Origin of the sequence: Clostridium ragsdalei P11 (assembly GCF_001675165.1) — a bacterium.
GTDB lineage: Bacteria > Bacillota > Clostridia > Clostridiales > Clostridiaceae > Clostridium_B > Clostridium_B ragsdalei.
In genome coordinates this window covers 1-17,788 of sequence record NZ_LROS01000022.1, presented here as the reverse complement: position 1 = coordinate 17,788, position 17,788 = coordinate 1, and the positions used below count along the sequence as shown (strand labels likewise).

Below are 17,788 nucleotides of genomic sequence, written 5' to 3'. Positions count from 1 at the left end.
TCGATATAGTTTAAATCCTTTGAAAGAAAGCAAGTAAATTTAAAAACAGATTTTTAGAGAGCTGTATGAGGTGAAATTACAGTAATTATGCTTGAATTGAATGGATTCTTGAGGAGAAAAATGAATTAAATTAGTAGTTTTAACCGTAAGTCTTACGTTATAAAGGCAGGATGTTTTGTAATCCATATGAGAAAAAGATGTAACTTTATCTTTTTGAATTTAGGTGGTACAGCGGTAAATACGCCCTATGATTTTTATATCATAGGGATTTTTTTTATAAATGCTTAAAGGGAGGCAATAATCATGGAAGAAAAGAAAAAAGTAATATTTAGTGGCATTCAACCTTCAGGAAATTTAACTATAGGAAATTATTTTGGAGCTTTAAAAAATTGGGTAAAACTTCAAGACAAATATGATTGTTATTTTTGTGTAGTAGATTTACATGCAATAACTGTAAGGCAGGAACCAAAAGATTTGAGAAGAAGAACCCTGGAAGTGCTTGCAATATATTTAGCAGCAGGCATAGATCCAGAAAAAAATACTATATTTATTCAATCTCATGTTCCTACTCACTGTGAAGCAGCATGGCTTTTAAATTGTTTTACTTATGTAGGAGAATTGGAAAGAATGACTCAGTACAAGAGTAAATCTAAAAAATATGAAAATGGTGGTTCTATAAGTGCAGGACTTTTAAACTACCCTGTACTTATGGCAGCAGATATATTGATTTATAATGCAGACCTTGTTCCTGTAGGTAAGGATCAAACACAGCATGTAGAATTAACTAGAGATATAGCAGAGAGGTTTAACAATCTATATAGTCCTACATTTACTATGCCAGAAGCATACATACCAGAGGATGGAGCTAAAATAATGGATTTACAAGATCCTACAAAGAAAATGTCTAAGTCATCAGATAATCCTAACAGCTACATACTTATTATGGATAAACCAGAAGATATAAAAAGAAAGATAAATAGGTGTGTTACTGACAGTATTGGAAAAGTAAAATATAATGATGACCAACCAGGAGTTAAAAATCTTATAAATATAATGAGTGCTGTAACTGGAATGAGCCATGAGGAAATAGAGAAAAAATATGAAGACAAAGGTTATGCTGAATTTAAAAATGATACGGCAGAAGCTTTAATAGGTGAGCTAAAGCCAATACAGGATAAAGTCAATGAGTTCCTTCAAGATAAAAAATATCTAGAGGACATATATAAAAAAGGTGCAGAAAAGGCTTATTATGTATCAAGCAAGGTACTTAGAAAAATGCAGAAAAAGATAGGATTTATTCCTGTTTCAAAGTAAATAAAATTTTTACAAAGAAAATAGCCAGCTTCAATTCAGTAGAGAATTGAAGCTGGCTTATTATTTTATTCTGTTTTACCTATATCTGATAGCTCAAGGCCTTTATTGTGTTCAAGTGCCCAACTAATAGACCACTCACTTTGAAATATTAAAAGGTCTCTTCCTTTTAGGTCTTTTACTTTTTTAGTATCGCTTGTTAAAATAAGGTCTTCTACCTTTGAAGTAGAGCTTTCTATCCACCTTATAGCTCTATAAGGAAGCATGTCGACTTTTATATCTACATTATATTCATTTTTCATTCTGTACTCTAGCACTTCAAACTGAAGAACACCAACCACACCTATGATGATTTCCTCAATTCCTATATTTAACTGCTTAAATACTTGAATTGCACCTTCTTCTGAAATCTCACTTATACCTTTTATAAATTGTTTCCTTTTCATGGTATCTATGGTTTTTACTCTGGCGAAATGTTCTGGGGCAAACACCGGGATGCTTTCAAATTTTAATTTTTTATTCGTAGGACATAATGTATCTCCTATATTATAAATTCCAGGATCAAATACACCTAGTATATCCCCTGCATAAGCTTCTTCTACTATTTCCCTATCTTGAGCTAGAAACTGCTGGGGCTGAGAAAGCCTTACTTTATTTCCTCCCTGAAAATGGAATACTTCCATACCCTTTTTAAATTTACCTGAACATATTCTCATAAAGGCAATTCTATCCCTATGTGCAGGATTCATATTTGCCTGTATTTTAAATATAAAAGCAGAAAAATCATCACTAAAAGGATCTATTTCCCCAATGTCTGAGTTCCTTGGTAGGGGTGGTGTAGTTAAATTTAAAAATTCCTTTAAAAAAGGTTCTACCCCGAAATTGGTGAGGGCACTTCCAAAAAATACAGGAGTAAGTGAACCTTCTCTAACTTTTTTTATGTCAAATTGGTCTCCTGCAATATCCAAAAGTTCTATATCGTCTTTTAGTTTTTCATGTAAAGCTTCACCTAATAAGTCTTTAAAAACATTGTCATCTACAGAGCCTTCTATGGATTCTACTGCTGTTTGACCATGATTTCCGCCATTAAATACTTCTATTAGACTTTTTTCCCTATCATATATTCCCTTGAAGTCTTTACCGGATCCTATAGGCCAATTCATTGGGTAGGATTTTATTCCTAAAACATTTTCTAGGTCATCCATTAATTCAAAAGGATCCTTACTTTCTCTATCCATTTTATTTATAAATGTAAATATGGGAATTCCACGTAAACTGCATACATTAAACAGTTTTTTAGTCTGTGCTTCAACTCCCTTTGCTGCATCTATTACCATTACTGCACTATCTGCTGCCATTAAAGTTCTATATGTATCTTCACTAAAATCCTGATGGCCTGGTGTATCTAATATATTTATACAAAAATTATTATAGTTAAATTGCATTACTGATGATGTTACAGAAATACCTCTTTGTTTTTCTATTTCCATCCAATCAGATACTGCGTGTTTTGAAGCCTTTCTTGCCTTAACAGAACCAGCAAGTCTTATGGCGCCCCCGTATAATAACAGTTTTTCAGTAAGAGTTGTTTTACCTGCATCTGGGTGAGATATTATTGCAAAAGTTCTTCTTTTTTCTATCTCTTTTTTTAAGTCTGCCACTACCTTTTCTCTCCTCTTTTTTTATTAGTTTCATCACTGATTTTAACTTTATTATATATTAATGTCAACTTGTGTTGTCTGTAAAATTTAAACGTTTAATTCTAATGCTTATGGGTTAATATAAGGTATTTTACGATTTAAACTTATTTTTTGTAAATGATATAATTATTATGAGATATTATTTAATGGTATAAGATAGCACCTATATATGGAGGGGATTTATGTATAAACTAGTAGGAATTGATATGGATGGTACTTTGCTTAGAGATGACAAAAGCATTTCAGAGGAAAATTACAATGCTATTCAAAAGGCTAAAGAGCTTGGAATAAAAATTGTACTAGCTACTGGAAGGCCTTTAAAGGGAATTGAAAAGTATTTAAAACAATTGAAATTGACTTCAGAAGGAGATTATTCTGTAGCCTTTAATGGAGCAGTAGTTCAAAAAAACAATAATGCTGAAGTTATAAGTGAAAATTTACTTAAGCATGAAGATTTAGAATACTTATATAGCTTAAGTAAGGAATTAGGTGTAAATATTCATACCCTTACTTTTGATTTTTGTGCTGCAGCTAAGCTAAATAAATATAGTAAATTGGAATCTTCTTTAAATAAGATGCAGCTTAAAATATTAGATTTGAACGAAATTCCTGATTATGTACCTATAGTAAAAGTTATGTTTGTAGATGAGGAAGCAAAGCTTTCAAGGGCCATAGAAAATTTACCTAAAACAGTATATGAGAAATATACTGTACTTAGAAGTGAACCATATTTTTTAGAGTTTATAAACAAAAATGTAAACAAAGGATTCGGTATACAAGTTTTAAAGGAGAAGCTAAATATAAGTAGGAATGAAATAATATGCATAGGCGATGCAGGAAATGATATTCATATGATAAAATATGCAGGGCTGGGTGTAGCTATGGAAAATGCTTTTCCCGAAGCAAAAAGAGCTGCAGATTATATTACAAAAACTAATGAGCAAAATGGAGTGGCACATGTAATAAATAAATTTATACTAGAACAATGTGTTGTAAAATAGAATCTCAATAGAGTTTCTAAACGAAAAATCAACTTATACTCCGGATATTTTTACAACCTTCAGCTCGTTAAATATTTTGATAAGTCTAAGTAAAAAATTCTAAAAAAGCTAAGAACTTTTGAAAACTCGTACCTCAGACAATTCAAAAGTTCTAAGTTTTTATGAATTTTTTTCTAAGACTTATATACAAAATATTTAAATGAGCTTCATTATTGTAAAAATATGCCTGCGTATAAGTTGATTTTTAAGTTAGAAAGCCTATTCGGTGATTCTAATTAAAGTTTAAACTTAATATAATATAAGCGTTTTAGTTTTCAAACTAATTTTTCATAGTTTCTAAATAGTAATTACTTACATATATAGCCTTTTTCTTCTTGTAATAAAACATGTCTAATGGCTTCTGGACAAGTACTTTACCTTTAGCCAAAATAAAGTCTACTAATTTTACAGTTAGGTAAGCTAATAACATTCCAGCAAAAACATCTATTACCCAATGAACTTCTAGGTATAGAGTTGCAAATATTACACTTAAACAGAAAAAACCAAATACACATTTCCATATTTTGTTCCTTTCTCTAAGAACTAATAAAAACATGGCAAAGCATATAGATGTATGCATAGATGGAAAACAATTAAGAGCAACGCCTGCAGCAGCACTTGGACTTAAATGTCTATCAAGACCATCAGGTTGTCCAAGTACGAACCATACTTCCTGTAAATGAAAAATAAGATAAAATGGAGTTATTAAAAATATTTGTACTACATGTGCAGATAAAATATAACGCAGCATTTTTTTAAAATCCTTGGCTAAGGTAGATCTATACACTGCAAGTAAAACGGGTAGTACAAAACCGTTATTATATACCATTCTAAAAAACCAGGTTAAAGTTTCTGTTTTATAAATCCTTGCAAAACTTCCATCATTAAAAGGTATTTTACTAAATATAGGATTAAGATCTACTACTATTTTTCTACTTATTTGCCAATGCAGCATTTTCCCCCAAAATGCATATCCGTGCTGTTCTATGTAAAATATGAACGCAAAAAATGGAATACATAATATTAAGAAAGGGATTAATTTAATATCATTTCTAATATCTGAATAGACTGTAAAACACATTAAAGCAAGCATACCCAAATATATCTTACTAGTTAAACTGATAGATGGATATTGAACTAGATGTAAAGTCTTTTGTAAGAAATATAAACCTATAAGAATAAAGTAGTATTTACTTAGTAAATTCAATAATATCTTAAATGTGTGCTGCGTAGTTTTCCATATTTTATTTTCTACAAATTTATACATGAAATTTATACCCCCCTTATGGACAAATAAATTATATCACTAGTAAAAGGGTAAGTATATAAAAAAATTTAACAATATTTTATCATATTTTACATAAATATAATCTAATTATCTTTTCTATATTTATTTGGCATTAGGGAGGAATAAGTTAAAATCAAATATAAAATGTTAATTTTATGAAGCATATTAGAATCGTTTTTTGCCCATAAATGCTGTGTCTATTATAAAAACAAAAGCACATATTAAAAGTAGCATGTTTATGAAAGTTAATCCTATTTTAAATATTGCACCTATAAATAGGAATATCAAAAAAAGGCTGCAGAGCCATTTAAAAAAAATCATTTTAAAATCTCCCTTATATAATTAAATAAAAATATCAAATGTATAAAATAGTATTTCCTATTTTATATGAATTAATACAAAAGCGTACCGCTACATTTTGAGTTTTTCATAAAAGAAAATATAATGTTATTAATTCAAATTTAAGGGGGTTATCACTACAATGGAACAAAAAAGATTAAGTGTAAGTGGTTTAAAAGTTAGAGACATTATTCAGGTATCACTTATGGCTGCAATAACTTATATTGCTACAGCTATAATTAATATACCAACAGGAGTATTGGTTAAAGGTGTTGTACATATGGGAGACAGTATGGTACTTTTAGCGGCTATATTAATTGGAAGAAAAAAGGCATTTTTATCTGCAGCTATAGGAATGAGTTTATTTGATGTTCTTTCATCCTATGTTATTTGGGCTCCGTTTACTTTTCTTATAAAAGGAATTATGGCTTGGATTGCAGCAACTATTGCTTACAGGGGAGAATATAATGGTGAAAAGTTTTGGAATAATATAATTGCATTTATTGTAGCTTGTATTTGGATGGTATCTGCATATTATGCAGCAGGAGTACTTATAATGCACTTTGTTACAAATATAGCTTTTTCAAAAGCCATCATTTTATCTGCAGCAGAAATCCCGGGAAATATAGCCCAGAGTATTGTAGGGATAGCTATAGCACTTCCATTAGCAAAAGTTTTAAAGAGAGCTAATTTAGGTAAATAATAAAGGAGAGGTTTTTACCTCTCCTAATTATTTATCTAGTTCTCATTCTATTTTTTTCAGCTTTTCTTTTTCTTCTACATTCAGGACATCTTACAGGATCATTTTCAAATCCTTTTTCCTTGTAGAATTCCTGTTCACCCTCTGTAAATACAAATTCTTTTCCGCAATCTTTACATACAATTGTTTTATCTGCCATAAAAAAACCTCCTTAACCTAGGACTAATTTTATTCTTGATAACCTACCTCCTAGGATTAAAAGGAGAATATAGCACCTTGAAAAAATTTGACCTAATATAAATATTATAATTAGAGTAAAACTCTAAGCTAATTATACCATATTTTAATAAAAAAACAATATTTTAAATAATTATAGCTTGTACCAATTCGTTGATATAACTAGCGTAGGAGAAAGTGTCAATTAATACACATGTTAATTTTAATTAAAGTTGAATGAATTAAAAATCTGTCAAATAACAATAGTAATGGGGTATAATTAAATTAAGTTTTATATATTAAACTTAAAAAAGTAATGGGGTTGTTTTCATGGATATAAAAAAATTTTTTAATTTATTAAAGAAAATGGAAGGACCGAAATTAGATTTTAAACAATTGCTAAATATTGATACTGATGGTGGAAGAAAAGAATTAGCTAAGGATGTATGTGCTATAGCAAATTCTAGAGGGGGAAGAGGATATATTATAATTGGAATTGAAGATAAAACTAAGAAAATAATAGGAGTAGACAAGAATTTTAGTGAAGAAAAAATACAGCAGATAATAAGTTCTAGAATAGAACCTCCCATACCAATTTCTCTAGAAACCTTAAAGTATAAGGGTAAAGATATAGTTATTATAAATATATATGATGGACCTCAAAAACCATATCAAATGAGAGAAAATGGAGCCTTTTACACGAGAAGAGGTTCAACAAATGATACGATGCGTAAACAGGAAATAATATCGGCTCTTCAGCAAAATTTAAATGTAAACACGGAATTGTGTCCTATACCACATAGCAAATTAAACTGTATAGATAATTGTATAGTAGATAAGTATTTTTTGTCTCAAGGAATAAAAGTAAATGATGAAAATAGATTGGGGCTAATGGAAGATGCTTCAATAATATATATAGATAAGGATTCAGGTAAGTATATGGTAACGTTAGGGGGACTTCTAATTTTTTCTAATACAAATAATGTATATATTCCCCATAATATGATAAAAATAGTTAATAGGATAAATAAAGATTTTAGAAAGGTGAGTATAATTCAGGGAAATCTATTGTCAATTATGGATAAGGCACAAGAGGCTATTGAGAATATTATACCAGTGAAATCATATCCCACAGAGGGGATAAGTGAAGGAATAAGAAATGCCGTAATGTATAGGGACTATTCTGACTTTTCTAGGGAAATAGAGGTTACAGTAAGCTATAATAGTGTAGTAATAACTAGCCCTGGAATGTTATCAAATAGGGAAAATGCAAATTACTATAATTATGCAAGAAGGAATATGTGGATATATGAAAAAATAATTACACTGGATTCTAAAAAGAGATTTACAGGAACTGCAGCAAGTTTTAGTAGAATTCAAAAGCTGTTTAAGAATGTAGGAAGAGTTAAATTTATAAATTCTATAAAAAATGATTATTTTAAGATTATATATCCTAGTATTAAGAAGTTGGGTAGTTAATATGCTATTAATAGTGGTAGGAAAAATAAAAATAATATTTTCCAAAATAATACACTTAAGTTATTGAAAAAATATTCTGAATATTATATAATTTATCTATAAGGATGACACCTGAATATTAAATTAAGGGGTGATAAAAATGATTCATGTATTTTGCAGCAAAAGAGGATCTGGGAAAACTAAAGAACTGATTAATTTGGCTAATGAAAAGACAATGATAGGGAGGGGGCATGTTGTCTATATAGATGATGATAGGGGACCACTGTGGCAATTGAACAGAGGAGTAAGATTTATAGTAACAAGTGATTTTAAATTAAAAAAAATAGAAGAGTTTTATGGTTTTTTGTGCGGCATACTTTCAGAAGATTATGATATTGATACAATTTTTATTGATGGATTGTTTAATATTGTAAAAGAAAATCTTCAGGATATGGCGCATTTATTTTATGCCATTGAAAAGCTGTCGGAGGAATACAAGGTTAATTTCTATATAAGTGTAAATGGAGAAAAAGAGGAGATACCTGAGTGTATTATGAAGTATGTAGCCTGATTAATGAAGTAATTTGTTTGTGAGAAAATAATGCTGGTTTTTATATAGTTAAGACTGGAGAATATATCTTCAGTCTTAAAATTTTTTAAAATAGTTTAAATTAGCATTAGTTTATGCTAATTACGCTATTTATTTAATTAAATTAAAATTACATAGGTAAATCATTTAAATGTTGATAAAAATAGGTTTTAAATATATACTATACAATATATAAGAGTACTATTGTACTTACTATTTGAAAGGTAGGGATTTAGGTTGCCTAACGTTTATGACATATTATTGGAACGTGGATACATAAAACAAAGTACACATGAAGAAGAAATAAGGGAGTTATTAGGAAAAGAAAAAGTGACATTTTATATAGGATTTGACCCAACAGCAGATAGTCTCCATGTGGGACACTTTTTACAAATGATGGTTATGCATTATATGCAAGAAGCAGGACATAGACCGATAGCTTTGCTTGGTGGTGGTACTACAATGGTTGGTGATCCTACTGGAAAAACTGATATGAGAAAGATGTTGTCTAAGGAACAAATAGAACATAATGCAGAGTGCTTTAAAAAGCAGTTTTCAAGGCTTGTGGATTTCAAAGATGATAAAGCTATTCTTGCTAACAATGCAGATTGGCTTTTAAATTTGAATTATATCGAATTCTTGAGAGATATAGGAGTTCATTTTTCCGTGAATAAAATGCTTACAGCAGAGTGCTTTAAACAGAGATTAGAGAGGGGATTGTCTTTCCTTGAATTTAACTACATGCTAATGCAGGGATATGATTTTCTAGAGTTAAATAGAAGATATGGCTGTGTTCTCGAATTAGGGGGAGATGACCAGTGGTCAAATATAATAGCAGGAGTAGAATTAATCAGGAAAAAAGAGCAGAAACCTGCTTTTGGGATGACTTTTACCCTTTTAACTAAAAGTGATGGTAAAAAGATGGGTAAGACAGAAGGAGGAGCTATATGGCTGGATCCTGAAAAAACATCACCTTATGAATTTTATCAGTACTGGAGAAACATAGGAGATGCTGATGTGGAAAAATGTCTAGCTCTTTTAACTTTTCTTCCAATGGATGAAGTGAAAAGACTTGGCTCACTTCCAGGTGAGAAGATAAATGAAGCTAAAAAAGTACTTGCATATGAGGTAACGAAGATTGTACATGGTGTAAAAGAAGCTGAAAAAGCTAAGGAAGCAGCAGAAGCTTTATTTTCTGGTGGACAGAATATGGAAAATGTACCTACTGTAGAAGTAGGTGAAAATTCACTTGGATGTTCCGTAGTGGAATTACTTGTTAACTTACAAATACTGACTTCAAAAAGTGAGGCAAGAAGGTTAATACAACAAAATGGACTCACTGTAAATGATGAAAAAATAACTGATCCAAAACTTTTAATTACAAAGGATAATTTTAAAGAGGGAAAAATGCTTATAAGAAGAGGAAAGAAAAAGTATAATAGGATTATACTAAAATAATACATAATTTAAGTATTAAACCTTCGTAGCTTAAAAAAATTACGAAACAATTTTTTAAAAGAACAAAGAACAAAGTTCAAATATCAGATAAGGATAATTTTCTTCCTAACGTCAGAAAATATTAAGATTATAGATTTCCTGAGGTACGATGGAAATCATCTTTATCTGTTCTTTATTATTTGAACTTTGTTATTTTCAAAAGCTTTGCTTCGCAATATTTTTATATTAAGTCAAAATTTCATATATGTGAAAATGCTTTAAATATTATATTTCCACATTATTAGAGCATCTTCTTTATTGTCTCTATAATATTCTTTACGTATACCGTTTTGTAAGAATCCGTACTTTTTATATAAGTTTTGAGCACGTACATTGGATTCTCTAACCTCTAAGGTCATACTTTTTATAAATTCAATTTTGCATATTTCTATAAGGGCCTCTAAAAGTAAACTACCAACACCTATACCCCTGTATTCTGGATGAACTGCTATATTTGTTATATGACCTTCGTCCAGTATAACCCACATGCCTGCATAGCCTATAACTATTCCTGATTTTTTAGCTGCAACATATTTTGTAAGAGCACTGTTTTCAATTTCTTTCTCTAGAGACTTTCTACTCCAGGGTGTAGGAAAACATAAAGAATCTATTACAAGTATCCTATCAATATGTTCTAGTTTTAAAGGGCAAATTTCTATATTATTCATGGACTTGGGACCTCAGCTTTTTTTCATATTCTCTTTCAGCTTGGGATTTTCTTAGATAAAAAGGTGCAAAACTATATAAATCGTCTTGTATACCGGATTTTAGAAGTTTTAATCCTAATTCACCTAAAGAAGAGGCTCTTGCCAAATTTAAATTTGCAGGTGAGAAACGAATTTGTTTTATATTTGAAATTAAATCATCCTTAAATTTCGGAACAGCATCTCCTATGAAACACACGGGCTCATTATAGTTGTTCAATGTTTTAACTAGATCTTCTATGGAAAGGAGCATATGGTCGCCTATCATATTTAATTTATTACCTGTAAAATTATAAAGGGCGGTGTATACATTTCCTCTAAGGGCATCTAATATAGGACAAATAATACCAGAGGTATAACATAAATTATAGGCTAATGCATCTAAGGAAGATACTCCTACAAAAGGTTTGCCTGTACCTTGGCTTAATCCTTTTATTACAGCAGCTCCAATTCTAAGTCCTGTAAAAGAACCAGGACCTTTTGAAACAACAAAGCCGTCTATAGAATGAATATCCATATCTAAGTTTTTTAAAAGAGTGTCTATCATAGGCATTAATACTGTGGAATGCTGCTTTTTATAATTAAAAGTAATTTCACCAAATAATTTATTATCGTCTATTACAGCACAAGTTGCTGATTCGGTGGAAGAATCTAAACTTAATATTTTCATGTTCTTATTTTAGCTCCTTTATGTAATCATATCTATTACCATGATATTTTATTATTATTTTTCTATAATTTGGACCTTTTTCTGGCAGTTTATAAATACTTACCCATATGCATTCTTTAGGTATTAATTCCTCAATATAATTTGCCCATTCTATAATGCTTACAGCATCACTGAAAATATACTCATCAAATCCAATTTCAGCAATTTCATCTATATCATTAACCCTGTATACATCAAAATGGTATAATTTTAGTCTTCCATAGTACTCATTTACTATAGTAAATGTAGGACTTGTTATAGGATCATCTATGTTAAGTCCCTTTGCTATTCCTTTTGTAAAATGGGTCTTTCCTGTACCCAAGTCACCATTTAGACAAATTATGTCACCAGCATTTAATAAGCTGCCTATTTTTTTGCCTAGATTAATGGTATCTTCAACACTATTTAAAATAAATTCCACAGCAATTCACCTCATAGAATATTGTATCTAAAATGTATTAAAAAGTGAAGAAATATATTATTTAATTTCAGGATTGGAAGAAATAGCTATATGATCTTCATAAGAACTTAAATTAGAAAGATTACTTATTGCTTCCTTTAGATGGTTTAGTGCATGGTCACATATAAACCCTCCAGATACCATTTCGTCCATTATGTTAAAGGCTTTTTCTGAACTCATACCATTTCTATAAGGCCTGTTTTCTGTAAGGGCTTGGTATATATCACACACTGCCATAATCCTACATTCTTCAGATAATTCATCTGCTTTTAAGCCTTGAGGATATCCACTGCCATTTAATTTTTCATGATGATTTGATGCCCATTTGCTTATATTAGGAATATCGCCTATTTTATTTAATATTATTCTAGTATAATAGGCATGAGATTTTATTATACCGAATTCCTCACTTGACAGAGAACCATTTTTGTCAAGTATATAGAGAGGAATGGATAGCTTACCTATATCATGCAGGAGACCTGCAATTTTCATTTCATGACACTTTTCTTCTGGATATCCAATGAATTTTGAAACTAAATAGGCCAGATTTGCTATACCTTGGGAATGAGTTGCAGTGAATTTACTTTTGTTATCTATTATGTTTGCAAATATTTTAGATATCGCTTCAAACTCATGGAGATCCATAAACATATTTAACTTGGGATGGGTTTCATCTAGTATAAAGTCAATAAAATCTATGTTTTGAAGATTAAGCCAGAATATATCAGAAGATGCACTTCCTAAAAATGCATTTGCAATTGTTTCAGAAAAAACTTTTTTAGAGTTTTTTCTAATCCATGAGATAATATTATTTTTTTGCTGATAGTTAGATATATTTTCGTTATATATAAGTTCTGTTAAATCCGAAATCCTTATTATTTGACTTTCGAGAGGGATCATATCTCCTTTTAATCCCAGTGCACCACTTCCATCAAAATTTTCATGATGATATAATATTATCTTTGATATATCATGAAAGTAGGGAAAAGCTTTAGTTATTTTGCTGCCAAGCTCACAATGTTCTCTTATAAATAGATTAGAAGAATGACTTTGAGATAAAAAGGCAGCAGCTCCTATATCATGCAGTAGAGCTGATACATAAAGTTGTTTTTTAAATTTATCACTTAATTTTAGATAATTTGCAATTTCAAGCGCTATATAGGTAGTCCTCTGGGAATGATGGATAAATCGATGATCTGAATAGTTTATATTAGTTATATTTTCAATGACTGGATCATTTCCAGTAAAGCTATCATATTTAGAACTCATTTGAGCTAAATCCAGTGCAATTGACATGGCCCTTATTGTTTTGTCCATACTAACCTTCATGGATAAACCCCCTTAAATAGAATATACTTTGTACACCTAATTTTATCACAATGGAATGTGTCAATAAATACTTATGGATAAGCAATGTAAAAAATAAAAATTATTTGTAAAATGGGCATTGTGATTTGCAATGTTAAAATACATTATGTAAAATGTATTTGTTATGAGTTAATTTATTTGCATTCTGGATAGGAAGGTGAAAGACTTGAAAAGAGTATTGAGCTTAATTATGTCTTTTTTAATAATTTTTATTGTTGTTGGATGCAATAGTAAAGAAGAATATAAAAGTAATAGCAAGTTGCAGGTAAGAAATAATGTACAATTAAATATAGTTACTACAGATAAATTTTTATATAATATGGTAAAGTCTATAGTAGGAAACAGACATGTAGTAGAATATATGTTTAATGATAGAAAAAGTGAAATAGATTTTAAATTTACTGAAGATAGTGTAAATAATGTATCTAAAAAAGATCTATTTTTTTATGTAGGAGCAGATTATGAGCCTTGGGTAGATACTTTTGTGGACAAATTAAATAAAAGTAAGGTTGGAGTTATAAATGTTTCAAGAGGAATAAATCTTTTATCTTATAGCAGAGTAGTAAAGTATAATAATGCAATTTTAAAAGATAATCCCTATTATGTTAACAATATTGATAATTACAGGATAGCACTTATGAATATTAAAAATGCACTTGAGGATAGAGACGCTAAGAGTAGAGATTTTTATGAGAAAAATTTTTCTGAAACTTTGAATAAATTAGATAGTTATAAAAAAGACTTAAAGTCAGTAGATGGAGAATTGAGTAATTATACTTTTATTGTTATAGAAGATGAACTCAGTTATTTTGCAAAGTATAATAATTTGAAGCTTTTAGATGTAAGTCCAAGGGAAGATAATAGCATAATGCCTTTGGATTCAGCAGGGCAAAAAGATTTAGAACAAAAATTAAAAGACAATAAGGTAGTTCTTCTTTATAATAATGATGCTGTAGTTAAAAGTAATGAAGAGTTGATAAAAATTTATAATATAAAAACTTCTAAAATAGAAATTTATAATGGGGATTTTAACTATGAAGAAACTTTTAAACACAATATAAATAATCTAGAAAATATTTATAAAAAATAAAAAGCTTGCATTTTATTAGTTTATATTATATAATTAGTAACGTCTTAGGGGTATAGCTCAATTGGTAGAGTGCCGGTCTCCAAAACCGTAGGTTGTAGGTTCGAGACCTACTACCCCTGCCATATATCAATGCTTTCACGATTTCGTGAAAGCATTTTTTATATGAAATAACACAACCGTAACACAACCCAGAAAAAAATATATAAACACAAATAAAAAAAGTGCCCTAAAACTATAGGGCAAATAAATGATTAATTCTATTAACTGCTTTGATTTTTTGCTTAGGTAAAACGTGAGTATAAATATTAGCTGTAGTAGAAATATCTGCGTGGCCCAAAAGTTCCTGGACTGTTTTTAATGGAACATCTGCTTCAAATAATCTTGTAGCATAGGTATGTCTCAGCGCATGAAAATTTCTATAATCTATTTTTGCTTTTTTTAATGCTCTCTCATAACTCCTGGTTAGATTCCTTGTATCGGTAGGTTCACCTAATTCATTAGGAAAAACTAAATCGTTATTTACATATATATCGCCGCTTTTAAGCTTTTCTTCTATCTGCCTTTTCTTATGTTTCTTCAACTCTTCCATTATATTTAAAGGTACAGGTATAGTCCTTTTACTGCTTTTAGTTTTAGGCTCCTGTTCTATTATTGCAGTTTTATTTTCCGCTGGATTTTCTATATTAATTTTAGATACTCTTTTAAAAGTTCTCTGAATTTTAAGCTCATTATTTTCAAAATCTATGTCAGACCACTTAAGAGCTACTACCTCTCCTATCCTCAAACCCGTTCCAAGTACTAATATAAATAATGCTTTATTTCTATGATCTTGTATAGATTTCAAAAATTTTTCTTCTTCTTCTAAAGTAAATATCTGAATTTCTTTTTTATTAGTTATTTTAGGTAGTATTACATTGTTACAGGGATTAATTATAATATAGTTTTCTTTAACTGCCTGATTTATGGCAGGCTTGAGCATTTTATTTATTGATTTTATAGTATTTGGAGTTTTATGCTTATCTTTTACTAGTGTATTATAGTAAGCCTGTATATTGGTTGATTTTAAATCTTTTAGCTTTCTCATACCTATTTGAGAATTAAGTATGTAGTTCTTATATAGGCTGTTATATGCTGCTAATGAAGAAGGCCTTAAATCATTAATTCTGTATTCATAAAGCCATATTTTAATCCACTCCTGCAGGGTTATCTTCTCATCACAGGGAAGAAGTCCTGCAGCGGATTTATTCATATACTCATCTTTCTTTTTTATAGCATCCAGCTTTGTCTTTCCATAAAACTGTTTTCGAACAAGCTTTCCAGTATCATCCCGTCCTATAGTAATTGTAGTTCTCCATCCCTTTAGAACTCCATCTTTATAATATTTTTGTACGGAGCCTTCACCATTTGCTTTTTTAGAGGGCATATTAGCACCTTCCTTCACATGTAATAGAGAATTATTTGTGATTGTCACCTGTGTATTTTGATGTATTTAGTACATCATTAACTAAATCTGTAAAAGCTTTCTTTAAGTGTTTTGAAAAATAGTTTTTATTAAGGTCATTTGTACTTGTATACTCTAAAATTTCATCTTTAAGTTTTAGAGTAGATGGGTCATTGCAGAACAAAACGAGATCTTCAAGTTTATCCACTATTGAATCAAGACCTATTTTTGTAAGAGCTTTAAGTTTGTTTATATCTTTAAGTGTATCCATGGATATAGAATCTATGTATTTAACGTTCTGAAGGGAACTTTCTGTGTTATAGCATAAAACTTTATTCTCCATTTCATCATAAAAACTTTTTAGTATATCTACAGCTTTAGTTATGAGATACAGAAAATCCAGGTTTATTTCATACTGCTTTTTTTCATTATTAAAATTTGTGAAAATATCAGAAGTATAATTTGAAAGCAAAAAATACACTGCCTTTTTCATATTGTCAGGGTAATTTTTTATAAGCTTTTCAATGTTTTGCTTTGAAAGATATTTAGAAAAGTATTCAAAGTTAATTTCATCTATACTTACAGAGTCAGTTTTGCCAAGAAGGTAATCTGTTGGAACATCAAAATACTGTGCTATTTTTATAAGCATTCCAATTGATGGATCCCTGCCGTTCTCCCAGTAAGATATAGTCTGTGTATATATTTTAGAATTACTACTTAAGTCCGTATTGAGTTTATTTAATTCATCTGCTAGTTCCTTTTGAGTTAAACCTTTAGACTCACGGAGCTGTTTAAGTCTATCTTTAAATTCCATTTTATAATCCTCCTATGAGCATAGTATATCATAAAATCATTAAATTTATAAATAGGTTATTCATAAAATTATTGACAATCATCAAAGTAGTGATACAATTAAATTATAAAATCAACAAATTAGTAAAAAGATATTATCATTAAAAGGGGGAGCGGATGATTATATGTTGTACAAATTAAAGGCTAAAAGGGTTGAAAAGGGCATAAAGCAGATAATACTTTCAAAACAACTTGGTATAACACCTCAGTATTTAGGAAAAATAGAAAAAGGCGAAGTTGAACCCAGGAGAGATCTGATGAAAAAGATTGCAGAACTTTTAGGGGAAGATGTGAAGGAACTGTTCTTTAAATAATATTTATTAGGGCTGGAGGGATTGAAATGGAAGAATATAAAACAGCCGACAGGATGAGACATGATAAGAAAAAAGTAATGACAGTATCTCAATTTATGGAGGAATACTGCATAGGTCATAACAAAGCATATGAGTTAATACACTGCAAGGATTTCCCTGTGGTTTTCTGCGGCAGGAAAGCACTTATCATAAGAAATAAAGTTGATGAATGGTTTTTAGAACATTTAGGTGAGAAATTTTGATAGGTATGTTTCTTTATAGTTCATATGTGACAGATGAAATGTTTTTAGTCAGAATATTGAAAATAATACAGAAATATCTTACAATGAAATTATAAATATAGAAATAATGTTATATTATGTCATAGAAGATAGTCACATTAAACTATTGTTTAATAATTTTTAGGTGATGGGTATGGGGGTAAATTATAAACTTAAGTCTCTTAGAATTAGAAATAACGTAACTGAAAGGGAACTTGCAGATATGCTGCACATGAGTATATCTGCATACAGCCGTAAAGAAATAGGAAGCAGGAATTTCACTATTGGAGAGGCCGGAAAACTTGCTAGATTTTTTAATACTACGATAGAGGACATTTTTTTGTGATAGTTACTTTTATCTTATAATATGGGGGGATCTATATGATTAAAGAAAGGCTCAATGAACTTCCACCGCTTATAACTGTAAAAGAAATGGCACAGGTACTTAGGAT

Annotated in this window: 19 protein-coding genes and 1 tRNA gene; 11 read left to right on the top strand and 9 right to left on the bottom strand. The window is 29.8% G+C overall.

Translation table 11 applies throughout. From position 1 onward, the window contains the following. Nucleotides 1-303: 303 nt before the first annotated feature. Nucleotides 304-1,314: a tryptophan--tRNA ligase gene (gene trpS / locus CLRAG_RS10245; protein ID WP_065078351.1), complete on the top strand. Its 1,011-nt coding sequence runs from the start codon at nucleotides 304-306 to the stop codon at nucleotides 1,312-1,314. 65 nt (nucleotides 1,315-1,379) lie between these two features. On the opposite strand, the gene CLRAG_RS10240 is transcribed toward trpS, so the two are convergent. After that, nucleotides 1,380-2,972: a peptide chain release factor 3 gene (locus CLRAG_RS10240; RefSeq protein WP_065078350.1), complete on the bottom strand. Its 1,593-nt coding sequence runs from the start codon at nucleotides 2,970-2,972 to the stop codon at nucleotides 1,380-1,382. Between the two features lie 221 nt (nucleotides 2,973-3,193). Here CLRAG_RS10240 and yidA point away from each other — a divergent pair, with 221 nt between their 5' ends. Next, on the top strand, nucleotides 3,194-4,012 hold the full coding sequence (gene yidA / locus CLRAG_RS10235) for a sugar-phosphatase (RefSeq protein ID WP_065078349.1): 819 nt from the start codon (nucleotides 3,194-3,196) through the stop codon (nucleotides 4,010-4,012). 319 nt (nucleotides 4,013-4,331) lie between these two features. On the opposite strand, the gene CLRAG_RS10230 is transcribed toward yidA, so the two are convergent. Further along, nucleotides 4,332-5,318 (bottom strand): phosphatase PAP2 family protein, encoded by a 987-nt coding sequence (locus CLRAG_RS10230; RefSeq protein ID WP_065078348.1) that lies wholly within the window; start codon nucleotides 5,316-5,318, stop codon nucleotides 4,332-4,334. A 502-nt stretch (nucleotides 5,319-5,820) separates the two neighbouring features. Here CLRAG_RS10230 and CLRAG_RS10225 point away from each other — a divergent pair. Further along, nucleotides 5,821-6,381 (top strand): ECF transporter S component, encoded by a 561-nt coding sequence (locus CLRAG_RS10225; RefSeq protein ID WP_023162403.1) that lies wholly within the window; start codon nucleotides 5,821-5,823, stop codon nucleotides 6,379-6,381. Nucleotides 6,382-6,412: 31 nt separating this feature from the next. Here the strand turns inward: CLRAG_RS10225 and CLRAG_RS10220 are convergent, their stop codons facing one another. Continuing rightward, nucleotides 6,413-6,577 carry a zinc-ribbon domain-containing protein gene (locus tag CLRAG_RS10220; protein ID WP_065078347.1) on the bottom strand — a complete coding sequence of 55 codons (165 nt, stop codon included), beginning with the start codon at nucleotides 6,575-6,577 and terminating at the stop codon, nucleotides 6,413-6,415. Between the two features lie 347 nt (nucleotides 6,578-6,924). On the opposite strand from CLRAG_RS10220, the gene CLRAG_RS10215 reads away from it, so the two are divergent. The 3 genes from CLRAG_RS10215 to tyrS all read left to right on the top strand — a co-directional run bounded on the left by CLRAG_RS10215 (nucleotide 6,925) and on the right by tyrS (nucleotide 10,099). Continuing rightward, on the top strand, nucleotides 6,925-8,073 hold the full coding sequence (locus CLRAG_RS10215) for an AlbA family DNA-binding domain-containing protein (protein ID WP_065078346.1): 1,149 nt from the start codon (nucleotides 6,925-6,927) through the stop codon (nucleotides 8,071-8,073). 139 nt (nucleotides 8,074-8,212) lie between these two features. Next, nucleotides 8,213-8,623, top strand: a complete 411-nt coding sequence (locus tag CLRAG_RS10210) for a hypothetical protein (protein ID WP_065078345.1) — start codon at nucleotides 8,213-8,215, stop codon at nucleotides 8,621-8,623. 255 nt (nucleotides 8,624-8,878) lie between these two features. After that, nucleotides 8,879-10,099: a tyrosine--tRNA ligase gene (tyrS, locus tag CLRAG_RS10205; RefSeq protein ID WP_065078344.1), complete on the top strand. Its 1,221-nt coding sequence runs from the start codon at nucleotides 8,879-8,881 to the stop codon at nucleotides 10,097-10,099. A 257-nt stretch (nucleotides 10,100-10,356) separates the two neighbouring features. Here tyrS and rimI read toward each other — a convergent pair whose 3' ends face one another. Genes rimI through CLRAG_RS10185 form a run of 4 tightly spaced genes read right to left on the bottom strand, consistent with a single transcriptional unit; the run spans nucleotide 10,357 to nucleotide 13,340 of the window. Next, nucleotides 10,357-10,806, bottom strand: coding sequence for a ribosomal protein S18-alanine N-acetyltransferase (rimI, locus tag CLRAG_RS10200; RefSeq protein WP_065078343.1), 450 nt, complete (start codon nucleotides 10,804-10,806; stop codon nucleotides 10,357-10,359). Further along, the gene (tsaB, locus tag CLRAG_RS10195; protein ID WP_065078342.1) at nucleotides 10,799-11,512 is read right to left on the bottom strand and encodes a tRNA (adenosine(37)-N6)-threonylcarbamoyltransferase complex dimerization subunit type 1 TsaB; all 714 of its coding nucleotides are present in this window, start codon (nucleotides 11,510-11,512) and stop codon (nucleotides 10,799-10,801) included. Before tsaB ends, rimI begins: the two co-directional genes overlap by 8 nt. A gap of 4 nt (nucleotides 11,513-11,516) precedes the next feature. Then, nucleotides 11,517-11,972 carry a tRNA (adenosine(37)-N6)-threonylcarbamoyltransferase complex ATPase subunit type 1 TsaE gene (gene tsaE / locus CLRAG_RS10190; RefSeq protein ID WP_013240421.1) on the bottom strand — a complete coding sequence of 152 codons (456 nt, stop codon included), beginning with the start codon at nucleotides 11,970-11,972 and terminating at the stop codon, nucleotides 11,517-11,519. A 57-nt stretch (nucleotides 11,973-12,029) separates the two neighbouring features. Further along, nucleotides 12,030-13,340 carry an HD-GYP domain-containing protein gene (locus CLRAG_RS10185; RefSeq protein ID WP_065078341.1) on the bottom strand — a complete coding sequence of 437 codons (1,311 nt, stop codon included), beginning with the start codon at nucleotides 13,338-13,340 and terminating at the stop codon, nucleotides 12,030-12,032. Between the two features lie 196 nt (nucleotides 13,341-13,536). Here CLRAG_RS10185 and CLRAG_RS10180 point away from each other — a divergent pair, with 196 nt between their 5' ends. Then, complete coding sequence (locus CLRAG_RS10180; protein ID WP_242872130.1) at nucleotides 13,537-14,469, top strand: metal ABC transporter substrate-binding protein; 933 nt, start codon at nucleotides 13,537-13,539, stop codon at nucleotides 14,467-14,469. A 46-nt stretch (nucleotides 14,470-14,515) separates the two neighbouring features. After that, nucleotides 14,516-14,591, top strand: a tRNA-Trp gene (locus CLRAG_RS10175). Between the two features lie 110 nt (nucleotides 14,592-14,701). On the opposite strand, the gene CLRAG_RS10170 is transcribed toward CLRAG_RS10175, so the two are convergent. After that, complete coding sequence (locus CLRAG_RS10170; RefSeq protein ID WP_065078339.1) at nucleotides 14,702-15,892, bottom strand: tyrosine-type recombinase/integrase; 1,191 nt, start codon at nucleotides 15,890-15,892, stop codon at nucleotides 14,702-14,704. Between the two features lie 31 nt (nucleotides 15,893-15,923). Continuing rightward, nucleotides 15,924-16,724, bottom strand: coding sequence for a helix-turn-helix domain-containing protein (locus CLRAG_RS10165; RefSeq protein ID WP_065078338.1), 801 nt, complete (start codon nucleotides 16,722-16,724; stop codon nucleotides 15,924-15,926). 163 nt (nucleotides 16,725-16,887) lie between these two features. On the opposite strand from CLRAG_RS10165, the gene CLRAG_RS10160 reads away from it, so the two are divergent. The 3 genes from CLRAG_RS10160 (at nucleotide 16,888) to CLRAG_RS10150 (ending at nucleotide 17,682) form a co-directional block, all read left to right on the top strand. After that, nucleotides 16,888-17,076: a helix-turn-helix transcriptional regulator gene (locus CLRAG_RS10160; protein WP_023162394.1), complete on the top strand. Its 189-nt coding sequence runs from the start codon at nucleotides 16,888-16,890 to the stop codon at nucleotides 17,074-17,076. A gap of 26 nt (nucleotides 17,077-17,102) precedes the next feature. Further along, a complete protein-coding gene (locus CLRAG_RS10155) occupies nucleotides 17,103-17,318 on the top strand; it encodes a hypothetical protein (protein ID WP_065078337.1) in 216 nt (71 codons plus the stop codon). Between the two features lie 172 nt (nucleotides 17,319-17,490). Next, complete coding sequence (locus tag CLRAG_RS10150) at nucleotides 17,491-17,682, top strand: helix-turn-helix transcriptional regulator (RefSeq protein ID WP_065078336.1); 192 nt, start codon at nucleotides 17,491-17,493, stop codon at nucleotides 17,680-17,682. Nucleotides 17,683-17,788: the final 106 nt, after the last annotated feature.